Annotated in this window: 18 protein-coding genes; 3 read left to right on the top strand and 15 right to left on the bottom strand. The window is 62.2% G+C overall.

What is annotated here, in order from left to right; genetic code table 11:
• Positions 1 to 143 precede the first annotated feature (143 nt).
• From rpoD to rpsU, 3 genes are all read right to left on the bottom strand, one after another.
• Positions 144 to 1,991, bottom strand: a complete 1,848-nt coding sequence (gene rpoD / locus CDO35_RS16875) for an RNA polymerase sigma factor RpoD (protein WP_099525843.1) — start codon at positions 1,989 to 1,991, stop codon at positions 144 to 146.
• Between the two features lie 94 nt (positions 1,992 to 2,085).
• Complete coding sequence (gene dnaG / locus CDO35_RS16870; RefSeq protein WP_099525842.1) at positions 2,086 to 4,062, bottom strand: DNA primase; 1,977 nt, start codon at positions 4,060 to 4,062, stop codon at positions 2,086 to 2,088.
• A gap of 144 nt (positions 4,063 to 4,206) precedes the next feature.
• Positions 4,207 to 4,422, bottom strand: a complete 216-nt coding sequence (gene rpsU, locus CDO35_RS16865; protein ID WP_003290642.1) for a 30S ribosomal protein S21 — start codon at positions 4,420 to 4,422, stop codon at positions 4,207 to 4,209.
• Between the two features lie 204 nt (positions 4,423 to 4,626).
• Here rpsU and tsaD point away from each other — a divergent pair, with 204 nt between their 5' ends.
• A complete protein-coding gene (gene tsaD, locus CDO35_RS16860) occupies positions 4,627 to 5,652 on the top strand; it encodes a tRNA (adenosine(37)-N6)-threonylcarbamoyltransferase complex transferase subunit TsaD (protein ID WP_099525841.1) in 1,026 nt (341 codons plus the stop codon).
• A gap of 93 nt (positions 5,653 to 5,745) precedes the next feature.
• On the opposite strand, the gene plsY is transcribed toward tsaD, so the two are convergent.
• Positions 5,746 to 6,315, bottom strand: coding sequence for a glycerol-3-phosphate 1-O-acyltransferase PlsY (plsY, locus tag CDO35_RS16855; RefSeq protein ID WP_099525840.1), 570 nt, complete (start codon positions 6,313 to 6,315; stop codon positions 5,746 to 5,748).
• A 74-nt stretch (positions 6,316 to 6,389) separates the two neighbouring features.
• Here plsY and folB point away from each other — a divergent pair, with 74 nt between their 5' ends.
• Together folB and folK are read left to right on the top strand one after the other, a co-directional pair.
• Positions 6,390 to 6,746, top strand: coding sequence for a dihydroneopterin aldolase (gene folB / locus CDO35_RS16850; RefSeq protein WP_099525839.1), 357 nt, complete (start codon positions 6,390 to 6,392; stop codon positions 6,744 to 6,746).
• Positions 6,737 to 7,270, top strand: a complete 534-nt coding sequence (gene folK, locus CDO35_RS16845; RefSeq protein ID WP_099525838.1) for a 2-amino-4-hydroxy-6-hydroxymethyldihydropteridine diphosphokinase — start codon at positions 6,737 to 6,739, stop codon at positions 7,268 to 7,270. The genes folB and folK overlap by 10 nt, the downstream gene beginning before the upstream one ends.
• A 148-nt stretch (positions 7,271 to 7,418) precedes the next feature.
• Here the strand turns inward: folK and CDO35_RS16840 are convergent, their stop codons facing one another.
• From CDO35_RS16840 to CDO35_RS16790, 11 genes are all read right to left on the bottom strand, one after another.
• Positions 7,419 to 8,648, bottom strand: coding sequence for a multifunctional CCA addition/repair protein (locus CDO35_RS16840; RefSeq protein ID WP_099525837.1), 1,230 nt, complete (start codon positions 8,646 to 8,648; stop codon positions 7,419 to 7,421).
• A 121-nt stretch (positions 8,649 to 8,769) separates the two neighbouring features.
• Positions 8,770 to 10,335 (bottom strand): SpoVR family protein, encoded by a 1,566-nt coding sequence (locus CDO35_RS16835; protein ID WP_099525836.1) that lies wholly within the window; start codon positions 10,333 to 10,335, stop codon positions 8,770 to 8,772.
• Between the two features lie 10 nt (positions 10,336 to 10,345).
• Positions 10,346 to 11,617 (bottom strand): YeaH/YhbH family protein, encoded by a 1,272-nt coding sequence (locus CDO35_RS16830; protein ID WP_021488764.1) that lies wholly within the window; start codon positions 11,615 to 11,617, stop codon positions 10,346 to 10,348.
• A 74-nt stretch (positions 11,618 to 11,691) separates the two neighbouring features.
• Positions 11,692 to 13,614 (bottom strand): PrkA family serine protein kinase, encoded by a 1,923-nt coding sequence (locus CDO35_RS16825; RefSeq protein ID WP_099525835.1) that lies wholly within the window; start codon positions 13,612 to 13,614, stop codon positions 11,692 to 11,694.
• Between the two features lie 284 nt (positions 13,615 to 13,898).
• Entirely contained in the window at positions 13,899 to 14,228 is a 330-nt protein-coding gene (gene glpE / locus CDO35_RS16820; RefSeq protein WP_099525834.1) for a thiosulfate sulfurtransferase GlpE, read from the bottom strand.
• Between the two features lie 32 nt (positions 14,229 to 14,260).
• The gene (locus CDO35_RS16815; RefSeq protein WP_099525833.1) at positions 14,261 to 15,079 is read right to left on the bottom strand and encodes a symmetrical bis(5'-nucleosyl)-tetraphosphatase; all 819 of its coding nucleotides are present in this window, start codon (positions 15,077 to 15,079) and stop codon (positions 14,261 to 14,263) included.
• On the bottom strand, positions 15,079 to 15,459 hold the full coding sequence (gene apaG, locus CDO35_RS16810) for a Co2+/Mg2+ efflux protein ApaG (protein WP_099525832.1): 381 nt from the start codon (positions 15,457 to 15,459) through the stop codon (positions 15,079 to 15,081). The genes CDO35_RS16815 and apaG overlap by 1 nt, the downstream gene beginning before the upstream one ends.
• A 29-nt stretch (positions 15,460 to 15,488) precedes the next feature.
• The gene (rsmA, locus tag CDO35_RS16805) at positions 15,489 to 16,298 is read right to left on the bottom strand and encodes a 16S rRNA (adenine(1518)-N(6)/adenine(1519)-N(6))-dimethyltransferase RsmA (protein ID WP_099525831.1); all 810 of its coding nucleotides are present in this window, start codon (positions 16,296 to 16,298) and stop codon (positions 15,489 to 15,491) included.
• Positions 16,299 to 16,411: 113 nt separating this feature from the next.
• Positions 16,412 to 17,407: a 4-hydroxythreonine-4-phosphate dehydrogenase PdxA gene (gene pdxA / locus CDO35_RS16800; protein WP_099525830.1), complete on the bottom strand. Its 996-nt coding sequence runs from the start codon at positions 17,405 to 17,407 to the stop codon at positions 16,412 to 16,414.
• Between the two features lie 99 nt (positions 17,408 to 17,506).
• Positions 17,507 to 18,799: a peptidylprolyl isomerase gene (locus tag CDO35_RS16795; protein WP_099526051.1), complete on the bottom strand. Its 1,293-nt coding sequence runs from the start codon at positions 18,797 to 18,799 to the stop codon at positions 17,507 to 17,509.
• Complete coding sequence (locus tag CDO35_RS16790) at positions 18,780 to 21,605, bottom strand: LPS-assembly protein LptD (protein WP_099525829.1); 2,826 nt, start codon at positions 21,603 to 21,605, stop codon at positions 18,780 to 18,782. Before CDO35_RS16790 ends, CDO35_RS16795 begins: the two co-directional genes overlap by 20 nt.
• Positions 21,606 to 21,691 lie beyond the last annotated feature (86 nt).

Here is a 21,691-nt window from a genome sequence, read left to right as displayed (position 1 = left end):
CGAGATCAGTATCGCTCTAGTGTAGATCGGCTATTGCCGGGATGGCAGTTTGATTGCAGTGCCCGTGCTTGCCTGTGGCTGGCGAGTGCTCGGGCACACTGCCCAGAAAGCAAAACCCCCGGCCTGGGCCGGGGGTTCTGATATCACTCGTCGAGGAAGGAGCGCAGATGCTCGCTTCGCGTCGGGTGACGCAGCTTGCGCAGCGCCTTGGCTTCGATCTGACGAATACGCTCACGGGTAACGTCGAACTGTTTGCCCACTTCCTCGAGGGTGTGGTCGGTGTTCATGTCGATACCGAAGCGCATGCGCAGAACCTTGGCTTCACGGGCAGTGAGGCCGGCCAGCACTTCGCGAGTGGCTTCCTTGAGGCTTTCGACCGTGGCTACGTCGATCGGGGACTGCATGGTGCTGTCCTCGATGAAGTCGCCCAGGTGCGAATCTTCGTCGTCGCCAATCGGGGTTTCCATGGAGATCGGCTCTTTGGCGATCTTCAATACCTTGCGGATCTTGTCCTCAGGCATTTCCATGCGCTCACCCAGCTCTTCCGGAGTGGGCTCACGACCCATTTCCTGCAGCATCTGACGGGAGATGCGGTTGAGCTTGTTGATGGTCTCGATCATGTGTACCGGAATCCGGATGGTGCGCGCCTGGTCGGCGATCGAGCGGGTGATCGCCTGGCGAATCCACCAGGTAGCGTAGGTCGAGAACTTGTAGCCGCGACGGTATTCGAACTTGTCCACCGCCTTCATCAGGCCGATGTTGCCTTCCTGGATCAGGTCGAGGAATTGCAGGCCGCGGTTGGTGTACTTCTTGGCGATGGAGATCACCAGACGCAGGTTGGCCTCGACCATTTCCTTCTTGGCGCGGCGAGCTTTCGCCTCACCGATGGACATGCGACGGTTGATGTCCTTGATCTCGGCCAGGCTCAGGCTGCACTCGGCTTCCAGGTCAGCCAGTTTCTGCTGGCAGCGCTGGATATCGGCTTGCAGGTTGCCCAGGGCTTCGGCGTATTTCGCCTTGCCTTTGGCCAGGTCGGCGGACCAGTCCATGTCGATTTCGTTGCCCGGGAACAGGCGCAGGAAGTCGGCACGCGGCATGCGCGCATCACGTACGCACAGCTGCATGATGGCGCGCTCTTGTGCACGCAGACGGTCGAGAGCATCGCGCACCTGGGTTACCAGGGCGTCGTACTGCTTGGGCACCAGCTTGATCGGCATGAACAGCTCGGCCAGGGTGGCCAGCTCTTCGGTGGCCTGCTTGCTGCCACGGCCGTGCTTCTTCAGCGCTTTCTGGACTTTGTCCTGTTGCTCGGAGACGGCGCCAAAGCGGCGTGCGGCTTCTTCCGGGTCTGGACCGCCGTCGCCTTCTTCTTCCTCGTCGTCGCTGTCGCCGTCTTCCTCGTCGTCGTCGCTTTCTTCAGCGGCGGCGCCATCCTTTACCGGTACGGGGGCGGCGGCTTCGTCAGGCACGCCGCCGTCATCCGGGTCGATGTAACCACTGAGGACTTCGGCCAGACGACCGCCCTCGGTGGTGACGCGGGTGTACTCGGCGAGGATGCCGTCGACGGTGCCGGGGAAGTGAGCGATGGCGCTCATGACTTCGCGGATGCCTTCCTCGATGCGTTTGGCGATTTCGATCTCGCCTTCGCGGGTCAGCAGTTCCACGGTGCCCATTTCACGCATGTACATGCGCACTGGGTCAGTGGTGCGGCCGATATCGGTCTCGACAGCAGCGAGGGCGGCAGCGGCTTCTTCGGCTGCAGCCTCGTCGGTGTCGGCATCGGCCAGCATCAGGGCGTCTGCATCCGGAGCACTCTCGTGTACCGGGATCCCCATGTCGTTGATCATGCGGATGATGTCTTCCACCTGCTCAGGATCTGAAATGTCCTCAGGCAAGTGGTCGTTGACCTCTGCGTAAGTCAGATACTTCTGCTCACGACCCAGGGTGATCAACTCTTTGATACGAGATTGCTGCTGCGCTTTTACGGACATAACACCCTATCCACTGAAGGTCTTGGCGGGCTGAAAACAAGCCGAGGATTATACCTCGGTTTTGGCTTTAGGCGCCAGTTGGGGACTTGCTGCTCTAGGAGGAGGCCAGGCTGTAGTGCTCTCTGAGCAATGTCTTTTCCTCGTCTGTGAGCTCGCTGGGGCTTTTATGAATGATGCTGCGGAGCGCCTTTTCACGCCGCCTCTGCGATTGACTGTTTGCAAGTGTAGTAATGGTGTCGAAAAACTGCTGTTCAAGGTTGTCGCCCTGGATCAGCCATTCCTTCTCTGCCAGTGCCCGCAGCAGACGGCCTTGCTCGGTGCCGTGCCAGCGGGCGATCAGTTGCAGTGAACGCAGGTTGGGCGTTTTCTGCAGGGCACCGACCAAGGCCACGAGAAGCTGGGCGTAGGTGTCGTCTTCGTCGGCGAAATGGCTGACATCTTCGACTTTTTGCGCCAGCTGCGGATGGTGCAGCAGCGTGCGCAGGGCGATCAGGTGCGGTGATTCGACGCTCACCGCGGTGCGCGGGGCACGTGGCGCGAAATCGCCTTTGCCCTTCTTGTTCCACTTGCCGCCGCCGTCTTTCTTCCAGCTGCCTTTGCCGCCTTCGTTATTGCGCTCGTAGTGCTGTTGATGAGGCGGGGCGGGCTGCTCGTAGCCGCCGACGTCTGGCAGGTTGTCGTAGTAGGCGCTGTCGGGGATGTCGCCGTAATCCGGGTAATCGCTACTGGGCGCCTGGCTGGTGGTGCTCGGCGCATGACTGCGCGGTGCGCTGGCGACCTGGCTCAGTGCTTCACCGGAAAGGCCGGTGATCTCGCTCAGGCGCTGGCGCATCAGGGCGCGCAGGTTGTTGCCGGGGATCTTGTCGATCAGCGGCGCGGCCAGGGTCACCAGGTGCGCCTTGCCTTCCAGCGAGCGCGGGTCGGCTTCTTCGCTCAATTGCTGGAAGAAGTAGTCGGCCAGCGGTTGTGCGTGCTGGTTGATGCGCGCGCGGAAGGCGTCGGTGCCTTCGGCGCGTACCAGGGTATCCGGGTCTTCGCCGTCGGGCAGGAACAGAAAACGCGCGCGGCGGCCGTCCTGCAGGCTCGACAGCGTGGACTCCAGGGCGCGCCAGGCGGCGTTGCGGCCAGCGGCGTCGCCGTCGAAGCAGAACAGCACGCTGGGCACGATGCGGAACAGGCGCTTGAGGTGTTCTTCACTGGTGGCCGTGCCCAGGGTTGCCACGGCGTTGCGCAGGCCCTGCTGAGCCAGGGCGATGACGTCCATGTAGCCTTCGACCACCATGATCTCGTCGAGATCGCGGTTGTGCTTGCGTGCCTCGTACAGGCCGTAGAGTTCCTGGCCCTTGTGGAACACCGGGGTTTCCGGTGAGTTGAGGTACTTGGGCTTGTCATCGCCCAGTACCCGGCCACCGAAGGCGATCACCCGGCCGCGGCTGTCGCGGATGGGGAACATGATGCGGTCGCGGAAGCGATCGTAGCGCCTGCCGTTCTCGGCGTTCTCGATCAGCAGGCCGGCGTCGATCATGACTTTCTGCTGCAGGGCGTCGGCGCCCAGTTGTTTGAGCAGATTGTCCCAGCCGGGCGGGGCGAAGCCGATGCCGAAGTCGCGGGCTATTTCGCCGGTCAGGCCGCGGCCCTTGAGGTAGTCCACCGCGTATTTGCGCTGCGGGTGGCTTTTCAGTGCCTGGCGATAGTGCTCGGCAGCGGCATTGAGCAGCGGGTAGAGCGGTGAGTCGACGGGCTGCCTGGGTTTGTGCCCGCGGCCACTTTCTTCGCGCGGCACATCCATGCCGGCGCGTTTGGCCAGCTCCTCGATCGCCTGGGGGAACTCCAGTTGATCGTGGTCCATGACGAAGCCGAGCGCGTTGCCGCCGGCGCCGCAGCCGAAGCAGTAGTAGAACTGCTTGTCGGGGCTGACGGTGAAGGAAGGGGTCTTTTCCTTGTGGAAAGGACAGCAGGCGCTGTAGTTCTTGCCGGTCTTCTTCAGCTGGATGCGCGAACTCACCACATCGATGATGTCGGTGCGGTTGAGCAAGTCATCGATGAAGGATTGCGGGATCAGGCCGGCCATAGGCGCTCAGCATACTGCCCGGCGCGAGCGCGGGACAACGATTGGTAGAAAAGCAAAAACTCCGCTTACTCGCTGAAGCGCGAGGCGGAGTCTTTCAAATGCAATGCCCGGCCAGGGCCGGGCATTCGGGCGTTGCTGTACGGATTAGTACAGACGAACGCTGCGACGCTGCTCGCGCTGCACTTTCTTGGCGTGACGCTTAACAGCGGCAGCGGCTTTGCGCTTACGCTCAGCGGTCGGCTTTTCGTAGAATTCGCGGCTACGGACTTCAGCCAGTACGCCGGCTTTTTCGCAGGAGCGCTTGAAACGACGCAGGGCTACGTCGAAGGGTTCGTTCTCTTTAACTTTGACGGCTGGCATCCAGGTCGTACCTTCGTTTAATTACCGGTGTTCAACGCGTTCCCGGCAAATGGCTCGGGTTGCGTCGGTTTTTAAGGGTTGCGGATGTTACCCCCTCGAGCCGAGGAATGCAAAGGCCTCTGATCGAAAAGCGCTGGCCGCTCCGCCGGGCGGCGCTTATCATGCGCGCCTTTGTTCCACGCGGCAAATCAAGGCTCAAGCTCCATGCTCGTACTGGGATTGGAAACCTCCTGCGATGAAACCGGCGTCGCGCTCTATGACAGTGAGCGTGGCCTGCTGGCTGACGCCCTGTTCAGCCAGATCGACCTGCATCGCGTCTACGGCGGCGTAGTGCCGGAATTGGCCTCGCGCGATCACGTCAAACGCATGCTGCCGTTGATCCGCCAGGTGCTGGATGAGGCTGGCAAACAGGCCAGCGACATCGACGCGCTTGCCTACACGGCGGGCCCTGGCCTGGTCGGCGCGCTGCTGGTCGGCGCGTCCTGCGCTCAGGCGCTGGCCTTTGCCTGGGGCGTGCCGGCTGTCGGTGTGCACCATATGGAAGGTCACCTGCTGGCACCGATGCTGGAAGAGCAGCCTCCGGCCTTTCCGTTCGTCGCTTTGTTGGTTTCCGGTGGGCACACTCAGTTGGTGCGCGTCGATGGCATCGGCCAGTACCAGTTGCTCGGCGAGTCGCTGGACGACGCTGCCGGTGAAGCTTTCGACAAAACCGCCAAGCTGATGGGGCTGAATTACCCGGGCGGTCCGGAAATCGCCAAGCTGGCCGAGCAGGGCACGCCGGGGCGCTTCGTCTTCCCGCGGCCGATGACCGATCGCCCGGGCCTGGATTTCAGTTTCAGTGGTCTGAAGACCTTTGCGCTCAATACCTGGCAGCAATGCCGTAACAGTGACGACGACCTCGACCAAGCCCGTCGCGACATCGCGCTGGCCTTCCAGCAGGCGGTAGTTGAGACTCTGACCATCAAGTGCAAGCGCGCACTCAAGCAGGCAGGGCTGAACAGCCTGGTGATCGCTGGTGGCGTGAGTGCCAACAAGGCGCTGCGTGAGCATCTGGAGCGCATGTTGGGCGAGATGAAGGGCAAGGTGTTCTATGCGCGGCCGCGTTTCTGCACCGACAACGGCGCGATGATCGCCTATGCCGGTTGCCAGCGTTTGCTGGCCGGGCAGCATGAGGATCTGGCGATCAAGGTGCAGGCGCGTTGGCCGATGGAGTCGCTGCCGGCGATTTGAGCGCCATTTGGTATTTACGCGTAGGAGCGAGCTCTGCTCGCGAAGCTTTTCGGTTCGCGAGCAGAGCTCGCTCCTACAGGTTTTGTTTTTCAGTCAAAAACGCCGTTCGCGTCCGGCGAAAAGGTCGCGCAGATTGTGACGGTGGCGCCAGACGATCAGCCCGGTCAGCACACAGGCTGGCAGCAAGGCAGCCGGTTGTTGCCAGGCCAGCAGCGGCAGCGTCAGCGGCGTGGCGATCAGCGAGGCCAGCGAGCTGGTGCGGGTCAGCAGAAATACCAGCGCCCAGGCCGCCAGAGCGAGCAGCGCCGCCGGTGGATAGAGGCCAAGCAGCATGCCGGCGGCAGTGGCTACGCCCTTGCCGCCGCGAAAGCGGAAGTACAGCGGGTACAGATGGCCGACCACGGCAGCTAGGCCGATCCAGGCTTGCTGATGCAGGCTCAGGCCAAGCAGCTTGGCGATCAGGATTGGTAGCAGGCCCTTGAGCAGGTCGCCGATCAGCGTCATCACGGCGAGCTTCTTGCCGGCGACGCGCAGCATGTTGGTGGCGCCGGGGTTGCCCGAACCACTGGCGCGCGGGTCTGGCCCGCCTGCAAGTCGGCTGAGCAGGATGGCGAAGGACAACGAACCGAGCAGGTAGGCAAGGATTGCCAGAAGCCAGAACATGGTGGCCATTCCAGGGCATGGGGTGGGCCGATTCTAACGAGGTGCAGCGCCCTTGTCGTGGCGCGGAGAGTGCGGTGGACAGAGTATTTATCGAGGGGCTGGAGGTCGACACGGTGATCGGCGCCTACGATTGGGAGCGCGACATTCGCCAGTGCCTGCGTCTGGACCTGCAGATGGGCTGGGACAACCGCCCAGCAGCGGCCGGCGACGACCTCAACCTGGCGCTCGACTACGCCAGCGTCTCCACGCGCATTCAGGCCTTCGCGGCCGAGTCGCAGTTCATCTTGGTCGAGACTTTCGCTGAACGTCTGGTGCAGACCCTGATGGACGAGTTCAACATTCCCTGGATGCGTCTGAAGCTGACCAAGCCCGGCGCGGTGCCAGCCGCACGCGGCGGCGTAGGCGTGGAGATCGAGCGCGGATGCATCTGACACGCGTCTTTCTCGGCCTCGGCAGCAATATCGAGCGCGAGGCTCACCTGGTTGCGGGCCTCGACGCGTTGGCGGGGCTGCTCAGCGACATGCGCTGCTCGCCGGTATTCGAGAGCCATGCGGTGGGCATCAAGAGCGGTAACTTCTTCAATCTGGTGGTGGTCGGCGAGACGGAACTGCCGCTGCTGGAGCTGGACCGCCGGCTGAAATTCATCGAAGCCGACAATGGCCGCTACGCACCGGACCGCAAGGGTTTGCCGCTGGACATCGACGTGCTGCTATATGGCGAGCAGGTCGGCAATTTCAATGGTCTGATCCTGCCGCGCGCGGAAATTCTCAAGAACGCCTTCGTGCTCTGGCCTTTGGCCTTGCTGGCGCCGGACGTGTGTCACCCAGTCGACGGCCGTTCGTTCGCGCAGTTGTGGGCTTCGGCGCAGATCGATCAGCAGCTGTGGCCTGCTGCTTTCCAGTGGCGTGGCGCCGAGCTGACGCCGGCTGAGTTGCTGCAGACGCGCCCTTCGTAGCCCGGATGCAATCCGGGAGAACGGACGCTGGGAATGTCCCGGATTGCATCCGGGCTACGGTTTGGCGTTGATCGGTAGGAGCGGATTTATCCGCGAAAAGGCGGGCCGCGGAGTTTCGCGGCTGAAACGAAATGCCGCCCAGCCGCTCCTACGAGGCGTGCTGCTCTTTGTAGGCCTTGAGCGCTTGCAGGCGCTCGCGATTGAGCGCCTCGCCGAGCTCTGCACCCTTGAATCCCTTCTCCAGCAGCGGTTTGACAGGTACCTGCCGTGCGGCCTCGGCGGCGCCCAGCAGGTAAGCGGCCTGTGGATAGTCGCGTTGCTCCAGACCCAGGCGCCCGCGGGCATCCATCTCGCAGGCGGCGATGAACTCAGCGAAACGTTGTGGGCGGCGGAACACGTCAAAGCGTTGTAGCAGCTCCAGCAACGTTGACGGGCGCAGCTCCAACGCGCGGTGGCCGTGGGTGTGGTACTCGCCGACCAGCAGTGCCAGCTCGGCGCAGTCACGGGGTGCCTTGCAGCGTTCATTGATCGCCTGGATCAGCGGCAGCCCCTTGTGCTCATGGGCAATATGCCGTGGCCACTCGTCCTCGGGCGTCAGACCTTTACCCACGTCATGCAGCAGGCTGGCCCAGCGCACATTCAGCGGCTGGTCATGCTCCGCGCATCGACGTAACACGCTCAACACGTGAGCGCCGGTATCGATCTCCGGGTGATGAGCTTGCGGTTGCGGTACGCCGAACAGGGCGTCCACTTCCGGCAGCAGGGCGGCCAGTGCGCCGCAGTCGCGCAGCACCTGGACGAACACATCCGGGCGCGGCTCCATCAATGCGCGGGATATTTCCTTCCAGCTGCGCTCGGCAGTGAGGTGGCTTAGTTCGCCGGACTCGGCTAGCTGGCGCATTAGCTCGATGGTTTCCGGCGCCACGCTGAAACCAAGCGGCGCATAGCGCGCGGCGAAGCGGGCGACGCGCAGGACACGCAGCGGATCTTCGGCGAATGCCGGGGAAACGTGGCGCAGGACGCGGGCCTCGAGGTCTTGCTGGCCGCCATAGGGGTCGATCAGGTTGCCGTGATTGTCTTCGGCCATGGCATTGACGGTCAGGTCGCGGCGGATCAGGTCCTGTTCCAGGGTGACGTCGGGGCTGGCGTGGAAGGTGAAGCCGCCATAGCCGCGCCCGCTCTTGCGCTCGGTGCGGGCCAGGGCGTATTCCTCGCCCGTTTGCGGGTGCAGGAACACCGGGAAATCGGCGCCCACCGGGCGATAGCCGAGTTCGAGCATCTGTTCGGCGCTGGCGCCGACCACGACCCAGTCCACTTCACTGATGGGACGGCCGAGCAGGCGATCACGTACCGCGCCACCGACTGTATAGATCTGCATGTGTGTTCCTCCACTGAGCGCAGAGGATACCGAAGATCGAGATGGGGCGCGTCGTGTGCACAGGCTTATCGCGCCAAGGTGTGTCCATGGTCGGCAGCTGGGCGCGCGCTTCAGCTGCCGATCAAATCGGCGGAATGATCAGGTCCAGCCGCGGGTATTCGCTGTCGCCCTCCGAGCTGCCGCGTGGTGGCACATGCTGGGTGGTGATCAACTGATCGCCCTGGCAGACCTCCAGATGAATATCGAAGCCCCATAGCCGATGCAGGTGCTTGAGCACCTCGCCGGTGGAGTCGCCCAGTGGTTTGCGGTCGTGCTGCTGATGGCGCAGGGTCAGCGAGCGGTCGCCGCGGCGGTCGATGTTCCAGATCTGTACGTTGGGCTCGCGGTTGCCCAGGTTGTACTGAGCAGCGAGTAGCTCGCGGATGGTGCGGTAGCCCGGTTCGTCATGGATGGCTGGCACCAGCAGTTCGTCCTTCTGGTCGTCGTCGAGGATGCCGAACAGCTTGAAGTCGCGAATCACCTTGGGCGAAAGAAACTGCAGGATGAAACTCTCATCCTTGAAGCTGTTCATGGCGAACTTGAGCGTGGTCAGCCAGTCGCTGCCAGCGATGTCGGGGAACCAGTGCTTGTCCTCCTCGGTGGGCTCCTCACAGATACGACGGATGTCGCGGTACATGGCGAAGCCCAGCGCGTAGGGGTTGATGCCGCTGTAGTAGGGGCTGTCGAACGGCGGCTGGTAGACCACGCTGGTGTGCGACTGCAGGAACTCCATCATGAAGCCGTCGGTGACCAGGCCCTCGTCGTACAGGTCGTTCATTAGCGTGTAGTGCCAGAAGGTGGCCCAGCCTTCGTTCATCACCTGGGTCTGGCGTTGCGGGTAGAAGTACTGGGCGATCTTGCGCACGATGCGGATCACTTCGCGCTGCCAGGGCTCCAGCAGAGGGGCGTGCTTTTCCAGAAAGTAGAGGATGTTTTCCTGCGGTTCGGCGGGGAAACGCTTGTTGTCTTTCTCGCCGCCCTTGTCGGCGCTTCTGGGGATGGTGCGCCACAGATCGTTGATCTGCTTCTGCAGGTGTTCCTCGCGCTCCTTCTGGCGCCGGCGCTCCTCCTCGGCGGAGATAGGGTAGGGGCGCTTGTAGCGGTCGACGCCGTAGTTCATCAGGGCATGGCAGGAGTCGAGCAGCTCTTCCACCGCGTCGATGCCGTAACGCTCTTCGCACTGCATGATGTACTGCTTGGCGAACACCAGGTAATCGATGATCGAGCTGGCGTCGGTCCAGGTGCGGAACAGATAATTGCCCTTGAAGAAGCTGTTGTGGCCGTAGCAGGCGTGTGCGATCACCAGCGCCTGCATGCAGATGGTGTTCTCCTCCATCAGGTAGGCGATGCATGGGTCGGAGTTGATCACGATCTCGTAGGCCAGGCCCATCTGCCCGCGCTTGTAGCCTTTCTCGGTGGAAAGGAAATGCTTGCCGTATGACCAGTGGTGGTAGCCCAGCGGCATGCCGACCGAGGCATAGGCATCCATCATCTGCTCGGCGGTGATCACCTCGATCTGGTTGGGGTAGGTATCCAGCGCATAGCGTTCGGCGATGCGGGCGATCTCCTTGTCGTACTGGCGGATCAGGTCGAAGGTCCATTCCGAGCCGGTGGAGATTGGTTCGCGCTTTCTCGTGCTGGCATTCATGGCTTGGCCCTCAGCTCACCAGGCGACGCTGGAACAGTTCGCGGAACACCGGGTAGATGTCCGCGGCGGACACCAGTTGCTGCTGGGCGAAGCTGTCGGCGAAGGCCTCGGCCACCTGTTCGTACTCGAACCACAGCGCCTGGTGCTCACGTGGGGTGATCTCGACGTAGGTGAAGTACTGCACGAACGGCATGATCTGGTTGATCAATATATCCCTGCACACCGGTGAATCGTCGTTCCAGTTGTCGCCGTCCGACGCTTGGGCGGCGTAGATGTTCCACTCGTTGATCGGGTAGCGCTCGGCCATCACTTCCTGCATCAGCTTCAGGGCGCTGGATACGATGGTGCCGCCGGTCTCGCGGGAGTAGAAGAACTCCTCCTCGTCCACTTCCTTGGCACTGGTGTGGTGGCGGATGAACACCACGTCGATCTTGTCGTAGTTCCGCTTGAGGAACAGGTACAGGAGGATGAAGAAGCGCTTGGCCACGTCCTTGGTGGCCTGCGTCATCGAGCCGGACACGTCCATCAGGCAGAACATCACTGCCTTGGAGCTGGGATTGGGCTGTTTGGTCAGCAGGTTGTACTTGAGGTCGAAGGTGTCGAGAAAAGGCACGCGATGAATGCGCGCGCTGAGACGTTCGATCTCCTCCTGAATCGCCTGGATATCGCCGAAATTGTCTGGTTCTTCACGTCGCAGTCGCTCCAGTTCGGCCTTGGCTTCGCGCAGCTTGGCGCGACTGGAGCCGGACAGGGCGATACGTCTTGCATGAGCCGAGCGCAGGGTGCGGACGATGTTGATACGCGAGGGGTTGCCTTCGTTGCTGATGCCGGCGCGTACGGTCTTGAAAGTTTCCGCACCGGTGAGGTGGCGCTTGACCAGGTTTGGCAGCTCCAGATCCTCGAACATGAAGTCGAGAAATTCCTCCTGGGTGATCTGGAACACGAACTCGTCCATGCCTTCGCCGGAGTTGCTCGCCTTGCCGCTGCCACGGCCACCGCCGCCACCCTGAGGGCGCGGGATGCGTTCGCCAGTGGTGAATTCCTTGTTGCCGGGGTGGACGATGGTCTGTTTGCCGCCACGCCCGTGATGCAATACCGGCTCATCGATATCGCGCCCGGGAATGCTGATCTGCTCGCCGTGCTCCATGTCAGTGATGGAGCGTCGGCTGACGGCTTCCTCCACCGCCTTCTTGATGTGTTCACGGTAACGCCGCAAAAAGCGCTGGCGGTTCACCGTGCTCTTGTTTTTGCCGTTGAGGCGTCGGTCGATCACGTAGCTCATGACGTCTCCCTAGCCCGCCCGTAGCCACAGGCGGGCAGCGAATGACCCGGCACGCGGCGCGCGCCGGACAGGGCTTACTGAGACTTGCGAACCCGCAGGTACCACTCCGATAGCAGGCGTACCTGCTTCTCGGTGTAGCCGCGCTCGACCATGCGTTTGACGAAGTCGTTGTGCTTCTGCTGATCCTCCTTGCTGCCCTTGGCGTTGAAGCTGATGACCGGGAGCAGGTCCTCGGTGTTGGAGAACATCTTCTTCTCGATCACCACCCGCAGTTTCTCGTAGCTGAGCCAGGTGGGGTTCTTGCCATTGTTGTTGGCGCGGGCGCGCAGCACGAAGTTGACGATCTCGTTGCGGAAGTCCTTCGGGTTGCTGATGCCGGCCGGCTTCTCGATCTTCTCCAGCTCCTCGTTGAGGGCGACGCGGTTGAGGATCTCGCCGGTTTCCGGATCGCGGTATTCCTGATCCTGAATCCAGAAGTCGGCGTACAGCACGTAGCGGTCGAAGATGTTCTGCCCGTACTCGCTGTAGGACTCCAGGTAAGCGGTCTGGATTTCCTTGCCGATGAACTCGATGTAGCGCGGTGCCAGGTATTCCTTGATGTAGCGCAGGTAGCGCTCGCGTACTTCGGCAGGGAACTGTTCCTGCTCGATCTGCTGCTCCAGCACGTAGAGCAGGTGTACCGGGTTGGCGGCCACTTCGTGCGGGTCGAAGTTGAACACCTTGGACAGAATCTTGAAGGCGAAGCGGGTCGACAGACCGTTCATGCCCTCGTCGACGCCGGCGCTGTCACGGTACTCCTGGATCGATTTAGCTTTCGGGTCGGTGTCCTTGAGATTCTCGCCGTCGTAGACGCGCATCTTCGAGTAGATGTTGGAGTTCTCCGGCTCTTTCAGGCGTGACAGGGTGGAGAACTGGGCAAGCATCTTCAGGGTGTCCGGCGCGCAATGGGCCTTGGCCAGCGAGCTGTTGATCAACAGCTTGTCGTAGATCTTGATCTCGTCAGTCACGCGCAGGCAGTAGGGCACCTTGACGATGTAGATACGGTCGATGAAGGCCTCGTTGTTCTTGTTGTTACGGAAGCTGTGCCACTCGGACTCGTTGGAGTGGGCCAGCAGGATGCCGCTGTAGGGGATCGCGCCGAGGCCTTCGGTGCTGTTGTAGTTGCCTTCCTGGGTGGCGGTCAGCAGCGGGTGCAGCACCTTGATCGGCGCCTTGAACATCTCGACGAATTCCATCAGGCCCTGGTTGGCCCGGCACAGCGCGCCCGAGTAGCTGTAGGCATCGGCGTCGTTCTGCGGGTATTCCTCCAGCTTGCGGATGTCCACCTTGCCGACCAGGGCAGAGATGTCCTGGTTGTTCTCGTCGCCCGGCTCGGTCTTGGCCACGGCGATCTGATTGAGGATCGAGGGGTAGAGTTTGACCACGCGGAACTGGCTGATGTCGCCGCCGAACTCCTGCAGGCGTTTGGTGGCCCAGGGCGACATGATCGAGCTGAGATACCGGCGCGGGATGCCGTAGTCCTCTTCGAGGATCGCACCGTCTTCGGTGGCGTTGAACAGCCCCAGCGGCGATTCGAACACCGGTGAGCCCTTGATGGCGTAGAAGGGCACCTTCTCCATCAGTTGCTTGAGTTTCTCGGCCAGCGAGGATTTGCCGCCACCCACCGGGCCGAGCAGATAAAGGATCTGTTTCTTCTCTTCCAGGCCCTGAGCAGCATGGCGGAAGTAGGAGACGATCTGGTCGATGCACTCTTCCATACCGTGGAAGTCGGCAAAGGCCGGATAGCGGCGGATGACCTTGTTGGAGAAGATGCGTGACAGCCGGGAGTCGCTGGAGGTGTCCAGCAACTCCGGTTCACCAATGGCCATCAGCAGGCGTTCGGCCGCAGTGGCGTAGGCGCTGCGATCCTGTTTGCACAGTTCGAGGTACTCCTGCAGCGAGTACTCCTCCTGGCGGGTCGCCTCGAAACGTTGTTGGAAGTGACTGAAAATGCTCATGACTTCACCTCGCTCGATGCTGAAAGCTGGCTCGGGATCGGTCGTGCGTGCAGGTGCTGGGTAACCCCGGCTCGGATACAAGTCGGGAAGAATCCCCCAAAACCCAAAAGTCGTTACCGATGGCCCGATGCCGGTTTGCCGGCTCTACCTTCAGTGGGATGGCCTGAGTAACAGGATAGTTCGTTCTGCAGAGCGTCAAGGGCGGGACAACGATAACGGGATGTTACCGTGCGTCGGGAAAGGGCGGCAGGCCAGAGCGGGCGCGGCCTGCCGGCTGAAGAAATTTATTCTTCGTTGCTTTGCGTGGTTTCGCTCGGGTAAGTGGCGTGCCACAACTCGAAACCACCATCGAGGCTATACACCTCGGAAAAACCCTGACCGACCAGGTAGGCCGCGGCGCCCTGGCTGGAGTTGCCGTGGTAGCAGGAAACGATCAGTGGCGCGTCGAGGTCGGCCTTAGTGATGAAGTCATGCAGCGAGTGGTTGTCCAGGTGGCGCGAGCCGCTGATATGACCATTGGCGAAGCTCTGTGGGTCGCGAATGTCGACCACGACGGCGCCCTGGGTGCGCAGTTCTTGCGCCTGTTGCGGGGAGATACGCTTGAATTCGCTCATGTTCGGGGACCTTTACCAGGTGGGTGGCGGGCTTATTCTTTGGGGCAGGTGCAGCGGTGAAGTGCGCCGCTATCGACATCGAGCAGGGTCATCGCGCCGCCCCAGACGCAGCCGGTATCCAGCGCGTAGAGGCCTGGTTCCGGGCAGTTGCCCTCCAGTGCTGCCCAGTGGCCGAAGATGATCTTCTCGCCGCGCATCTTGCGCTGTGGGTAGCTGAACCAGGGTGCGAAGCCGGACGGTGCGCTGCCGACGCCTTCCTTGCTCTTGAGGTCCAGGGTGCCGTCGGCCTTGCAGAAGCGCATGCGGGTGAAATAGTTGGTGATCACCCGCAGGCGGGTCACGCCGTGCAGTTCCTTGTTCCACTTGGCCGGCTCGTTACCGTACATGCCATCGAGAAACAGCGGCAGACGAGCATCGTCACGCAGTGCCTCTTCGACTTCAGCGGCACGGCGCAGCGCCTTGCTCAGTGTCCAGTGCGGCGGGATGCCGGCATGCACCAGGGTCACCTTGCGCTCGGCGTCGTGGTGCACCAGTTTCTGCATGCGCAGCCAGTCGAGCAGGTCGTTGCGATCCGGCGCATCGAGAATCTCGCGCAGGGTATCGCCCTTCTTCAGGCGCTCGATGTTGTGCGCCACCGCCAGCAAGTGCAGGTCGTGGTTGCCCAGCACGCAGGTGACCGCCTGGCGGATGGAGTAGAGGAAACGCAGGGTTTCCAGCGACTGCGGGCCGCGGTTGACCAGGTCGCCCACAAGCCACAGTTGGTCATGCGCGGGATCGAAAGACACTTGCTCGAGCAGGCACTGGAGCGGTTTGAGGCAACCCTGCAGGTCGCCGACGGCATACACCGCCATCAGTGAAGGGCCCCTGGCACAGCCAGACGGAACGGCGTGATGGTCGCATCGAAGCGTTTGCCGTCTTCGGCGAGCATCTGGTAGCTGCCCTGCATGGTGCCGACCTGGGTGGTCATGACCGTTCCGCTGCTGTAGGTGTGGCTGGCGCCGGGCTCGATATGCGGTTGCTGGCCGATCACACCGGCGCCGCGCACTTCCTGCACGCGACCGTCGCCGTCGGTGATAATCCAGTGGCGCGACAACAGCTGAGCGGGCAGCTCGCCGTTATTGACGATGGTCACGGTGTAGGAGAACGCGTAGCGGCTCTGCTCCGGCTGCGACTGCGCTGCCAGGTAGCGGGTGGTGACGCTGACGTCGATCTGATAACGAGGGTCGGACATGCGAATGATCCGTTGGGCGTGATTGCAGTTTAGTCCTGCGCAGCAGAGGGCTGTAGAGCCAGTTGGTCGGCCAGGCGGACGAAGGCGGCCAGATCCAGTTGCTCGGGGCGCAGGCTGCCGTCGACCCCCGCGGCCTCGATGGCATCGGCTGGCATCAACTGCTTGAGCGTGTTGCGCAGGGTCTTGCGGCGCTGATTGAAGGCTTCGCGCACGACGCGCTCGAGCAGGCGGTGGTCCTTGGCAGGGTGCGGCAAGGTCTCGTGCGGCACCAGGCGCACGATGGCCGAGTCGACCTTGGGTGGTGGGTTGAAGGCGCCGGGGCCGACGTTGAACAGATGTTCCACGCGGCACTGGTATTGCACCATGATCGACAGGCGGCCCCAGTCGCCGCCGCCCGGGCCTGCGGCCATGCGCTCGACCACTTCCTTCTGCAGCATGAAGTGCATGTCGCGAATCAGCGGTGCGTTGTCCAGCAGGTGAAAAATCAGCGGCGTGGAGATGTTGTAGGGCAGGTTGCCGACCACGCGCAGGCTGCGCGGTGGCGCCTCGAGGCGGGCGAAGTCGAATTTCAGTGCGTCGCCCTGATTCAGGCGAAAGCGCGGATTGTCGCCGAACCTGTTTTGCAGGATGGGGATCAGGTCGAGGTCGAGCTCGATCACGTCGAGCTGCGCGCCGCTACCGAGCAAACCCTCGGTAATGGCGCCCTGGCCTGGGCCGATCTCCAGCAGGCGTTCATCTTCCTTGGCGCGAATGGCGCGCAGGATACGGTCGATTACCCCGGCATCATGCAGGAAGTTCTGGCCGAAGCGCTTGCGCGCGCGGTGTTGATATTCGGACATGTACGGCTCCGCGCAACGCCCCGAGTCGTGTTGCTCGAGGCTGGATGCAAAAAAGAAAGTCGCACAGTCTACCAGCGAATGGCGTCGGGGGCGCGGGCCGTGGCCTCAGCGGCTCATGTCGTGCCGCTGGCGGCCATCTGGTAGGCGGTCTCCAGCGCCACCTGCAGGCTGCCGATGTCGACCTTGCCAGTGCCGGCCAGGTCCAGCGCGGTGCCATGATCTACCGAGGTGCGGATGATCGGCAGGCCCAGTGTGACGTTCAGCGCGGCGCCGAAGCCCTTGAACTTGAGCACCGGCAGGCCCTGGTCGTGGTACATGGCCAATACCGCATCGGCCTGTTCGAGATACTTGGGGGTGAACAGGGTGTCGGCCGGCAGCGGACCGATCAGGTTCATGCCTTCCGTGCGCAGACGTTCCAGCGTCGGCTCGATGATCTCGATTTCCTCGCGACCCAGATGGCCGCCTTCGCCGGCGTGGGGGTTGAGCCCGCAGACCAGAATGCGCGGTTGGGCGATACCGAATTTACCTTGCAGATCTGTATGCAGGATGCGCGTGACGCGTTCCAGGCGCTCGGCTGTGATAGCGGCTGCAACGTCCTTCAGGGGCAAATGGGTGGTGACCAGCGCCACACGTAAGCCGCGGGTTGCCAGCATCATCACCACCTGCTCGGTGTGGGTCAGCTCGGCGAGAAACTCGGTGTGGCCGGAGAAAGCGATACCAGCTTCGTTGATCACACCTTTGTGCACGGGGGCGGTGATCATGCCGGCGAAGGTTCCGTCCAGGCAGCCTTGGCCTGCGCGAGTGAGGGTTTCCAGCACGTAGGCGGAGTTCGCGGGCGTCAGTTTGCCTGGGGTTGCGGGAGCTGCCAGCGGCGTGTCCCAGACATAAAGAGCGCCTGCTGCTGCCGGTTTGCCTGGCAATCGTTGTGGGTCAACGATCAGCAATTCGATACTCAGCCCTAATCGCTCCGCGCGCTCTGCCAGTAGCTCGCGACTGGCGATGGCGACCAGTGGCGCAGGCTGGGCCTGTTGGGCCAGCAGCAGGCAGAGGTCGGGGCCGATGCCGGCGGGCTCGCCTGGGGTGAGGGCAAAGCATTGCTGCGCAGTCATGGTCGCTCTCTGTGTGGGCGCGGGGGCGTCAGTTTACGCTGCCGGGCCAATAACGAAAAAGCCCGGCACAGGGCCGGGCTTTCGTACGCGATGATGCTGTTACAGCTTGGTCTCGACGTAGGCTTCGTCGCGGATCTGGCGCAGCCAGGCCTGCAGTTCCTCATCGTACTTGCGGTTGCGCAGCACGTTAACGGCTTGTTGCTCGCGGAACTGCGCGCTGCTGTCAGTGGCGCGACGGCCCATGACTTCCAGCACATGCCAGCCGTAAGGGCTCTTGAACGGCTTGGACAGCTCGCCGCTGGGGGTGTTGTTCATCACCTCGCGGAATTCGGGCACCAGGGCGTTCGGGTCGATCCAGTTCAGATCGCCGCCGTTGAGCGCGGAGCCCGGGTCCTCGGAGAAGCTCTTCGCCAGCTCGGCGAAATCCTCACCATCGACGATACGCTGATACAGGCGCTCGACCAGACGACGAGTTTCTTCTTCGCTGCGAATCTCGCTGGGCTTGATCAGGATATGGCGCACGTGCACTTCGTCGCGCACCTGGGTGTCGCCGCCGCGCTTCTCGATCAGCTTGAGGATGATGAAACCGCCTGGCGTACGCACCGGCTCGGTAACCTCGCCCGGGTTCAGTTGGCTGATCATGTTGTCGAACGGCGGAGGCAGCTGACCCGCTTTACGCCAGCCCATTTCACCGCCTTCCAGGGCGTTCTCGCTGGCAGAGCGAGAAACAGCCAGTTGGGCGAAGTCCGCGCCTTGCTGCAGTTGCTGATAAACCTCCTGCGCCAGACGGTCGGCCGTCTGGATTTCGCTGGAGGACGCACCTTCGGAAACCGGAATCAGGATGTTGGCCAGGCGGAATTCTTCCGACAGCTGCATCTTGCCCAGGTCGGAAGCGAGGAAGTTCTGCACTTCCTGATCGGTAACCTGAATGCGTTCGGCCACGCGGCGCTGGCGCACACGGCTGATGACCATCTCGCGACGCACCTGGTCACGTGCATCGGCATAGGACAGACCGTCGCGTGCCAGTGCTTCACGGAACTGCTCCAGGCTCATGCCATTGCGCTGAGCGATGGTGCCCATGGCCTGGTTCAGTTCTTCGTCGGTGATGCGAATGCCGGAGCGGTCGCCGATCTGCAGCTGGATGTTCTCGATGATCAGGCGCTCAAGCACCTGCTGGCTGAGTACGTTGCCAGGAGGCAGGGCGCCGCCGCGCTTGTCGATGGTTTGCTGCACTTCACGCAGGCGAGCGTCGAGTTGGCTCTGCATGACCACGTCGTTGTCGACGATGGCCACGACGCGATCCAGTGGGCGAACCTGGGCCTGAGCCGTTGCCGCCAGCAGTGCTGCGCCCAACAGCAGGGGGCGCAGGCGATCAGAAAGCTTGGTCTTCACGTTCACGGTAACCTTGAATGCCTTGGTCGAGGAAAGTTTCCACCTTGTTGCCAACAACGCCGCCGAGGCCCTTGAGGACGATCTGCAGGAAGATGCCGCGGTCCGGCTCGTCGTTGCGCGATGGGTCGAGGCTGACTTCGTCGTAATCGATCCAGTAGCGGTTGATCAGGCGCAGCTTCCAGCAGCAGCTGTCGTATTCGAAACCACCGAAGGCTTCGAGAGTACGGTTGCGGCCATAGTCGTACTGCCAGCGCGAGATCAGGCTCCACTGCGGAGCCAGCGGCCAGATGACGGAGAAGTCATGCTGGTCGATCTTGTAGTAGTTCTTGATGTAGTTGGGGTTCGCGATCGTACCGCCAGCGCCATCGGAAATTGTTGGGGTGCCGTAGTCCGGGTTGGTTGTCCAGGTACCGCTGTCACGGTCATAACGCACGGTGTCGTTACGATAGCGATAGCCGAAGTTGACGATCTTGCCCGGATTGGCTTCCGGCTGGTAGTGGAACATCGCGCTGCCCGAGCGGGTGGCGTGTTGGTCCGGATCCCAGTTGAAGGTGGACGAGAAACGCCAGTCGCGATTGAAGCGATACAGGTACTCCAGCGCATAAGGCGACACATCGGCGGTAGCTTCCTGGCGGGTACGGTAGTCGATACCCGGCAGTTGAACCTTGCGGTCTTCGAAGTAGAACGCCTGGCCGATGCTGAAGCGCTGGCGCTCGAAGCCGTTCGGCTCGATCCAGCGGCTGGTCACGCCCAGCGACAGCTTGTTCTCGTCACCGATGCGATCCTTGCCACTGAAGCGGTTTTCACGCCACAGCGAGGCGTAGCTGAAGGTCGGCTCGCCCGTATCGAACACCGGGATGTCGGTCTGGTCTTCTTCCGGCACATAGAGGTAGAAAGCACGCGGTTCCAGGGTCTGGCGGAAATCTTTGCCGAACAGCTGGGTGTTGCGGTCGAAATACAGGCCGCTGTCAACGCTGAGCAGGCCCACGCCACGGTTGGGCGAGCGCTTGTAGTCGACACCGAACCACTGGCTTTCGGGGTCATTGGTTGCCAGATCTGCCTTGCCTTGACCGTCGAGGTTTACCTGGTACTGCGTCTGCAGGTACTTGACTTGAGGCTTGATGAAACCCCAGTTCCAGTTCAGTGGCAGAGCAACGCCTGGCTCCAGGTGCAGACGTTCACCATCTGCACGGTCCAGTCCGGTCAGACGTTCGTCGTACCAGAGGTCTTGCGGCCGGCCGGTTACCCCGTCTTTGTCAGTGAAGAAGCCCGAGCGCAGGTTGCGATCAAAGCGCACGTATTCGGTGCCATAGGTGAAGTCCAGGCCACCCGGATTGAACGGCAGTTTGCCATCCAGGGTGATCTGCGGCAGGCGATCATATGGCGTTACATCGGTGATGTTAGCCAGTTCGTATGCATGCACGTTCAGGCGTGCGGTATAGCTGTCACCGCGATAGGTCAGCGTGCCGCGCTGGTCTACGTAGGTTTGCTTGTCGATGCCCAGATCGGTATCGAGATCCTGGAAGTAGTACGGGTCGCTGATATCGGTGTAGTCGACTTCGGCAAGCAGGCGCGAGTTCAGGCCCTGCTTATGCTGCCAGCTGTACATCCAGCGCTGATCTTCGTACTCGGACTGCAGTTTGCGCTCGTCTTCGCTGTCGTTCAGCCATGCGCCGCCGACCTGGCCTTCGCTACTCTCGGTCAGGTAGCGGAACTCACCTTCCATCAGCAGGCCGCGTTTGGCCATGTAGGTCGGATACAGCGTGGCGTCGTAGTTCGGCGCCAGGTTGAAGTAGTACGGCGTTTGCAGCGAGAAACCGTTGCTGCTCGACGTGCCGATGCTCGGCGGCAGGAAGCCGGACTGGCGACGGTCGTCGATCGGGAAGTAGATGTACGGGGTGTAGAACACCGGAATGTCCTTGACCCGCAGCGTCACGTTGGTGGCGGTGCCGAAGCCGGTCGCCGGGTTCAAGGTGACGTTGTTGCCCTTCAGGTGCCAAGCGTTGTCGCCCGGCTCGCAACGGGTGTAGGTGCCATCCTTGAGGCGGATGATTGCGGTCTCTTCGCGCTTGGCGTAGAGCGCGCTACCGCGCACCTTTGCCTGGTGCATCACGTATTCGGCATTGTCGATACGGGCTTCACCATTATCCAGCTGCAGTTCGGCACGGTCGCCGACCACCAGCATGCCCTTGTCGCGCAGGCGTACGTTGCCGACCAGTTCGCCACGGTTTTCCGTCTGGTGCAGGCTGGCCTCGTCGGCCTCGACCTGCATGCCGGACTGACGCAGGACGACATCACCGGCGAGGGTAGCGACCTGCTTTTCCTGCTCGAAGCGCGAGGCTTTGGCGGAAACGAACATCGGCGACTCGTCCAGCGGCGTGGTGTCATCCATGCCCGGACGCAGCGGCTCGACATAGGCGCCTGCACAGTAAGGGCCAGCCTCGGCCAACTGCGCGGCAGTCAACTTATCGCGCGGGACCCAGTCCAAGTGACTGTAATCGGGGCTGCGCGAGGTGAGGGCACGGCCCTTGCTCTCGGTGACCAGCACCGGGGCAGCATCCTGCTTGGCTACCGCCTCGCTGGTGGTGCCACCCGAGCTGACAGCATCGCGGCTGTGCACTGGACGCGGAGGCAGGGCGCTGGCCGCCGATTTCGGCGCGCAGGCCCAGCCGCCCGTGGGCGATGCCTGGCAATCGTATTGCTCGGCGGCAAAGGACTGTAGGCTGAACGCGGGCTGTAAGGCCAGGAGGCTGCCGGTGACCAGCAGCGGGAATTTCTTGCGGAACGCGGGGTATTTTACTGCCATCTTGTTAGTCCGGGCTTCCTGCGCGCTATCGGCCCAGGGGCCGCACGCCTCTCGATGGGCTGAAAAAGATGCTGGATAATAAAGCA

The organism is Pseudomonas sediminis, assembly GCF_002741105.1.
GTDB lineage: Bacteria > Pseudomonadota > Gammaproteobacteria > Pseudomonadales > Pseudomonadaceae > Aquipseudomonas > Aquipseudomonas sediminis.
Note: the sequence above shows the minus strand (reverse complement) of the source record. Positions and strands in the feature narration are given on the sequence as shown.